This is a genomic window from Microbacterium sp. B24 (assembly GCF_000333415.1).
GTDB lineage: Bacteria > Actinomycetota > Actinomycetes > Actinomycetales > Microbacteriaceae > Microbacterium.
Genome location: NZ_BADB01000460.1, coordinates 1 through 225, shown reverse-complemented (window position 1 = coordinate 225; position 225 = coordinate 1). Strand labels below are relative to the sequence as shown.

Below are 225 nucleotides of genomic sequence, written 5' to 3'. Positions count from 1 at the left end.
CTTCCTATCTCGTGGGCCGCGAAAAGGTGCGCGAATTCGCGCGGGCCGTCTTCGCCGACGCCCCTCAGCACGTCGACCCCGCCGCCGCTCAGGCGCTGGGCTACCGCGACGTCGTCGCACCGCCCACCTTCGCGATGGTCGTCCAAGACCTCACGATGCAGCAGCTGCTGGCCGTCGAGGACTCCGGCATCGCTCTGGACTCTAGAGGATCCCCGGGACCGAGCT

General features: G+C 68.9%; 1 protein-coding gene. It reads left to right on the top strand.

What is annotated here, in order from left to right:
* Positions 1 to 225: FAS1-like dehydratase domain-containing protein (locus I5I_RS13670; RefSeq protein WP_036320896.1), on the top strand; the 225-nt coding region annotated here is incomplete at both ends.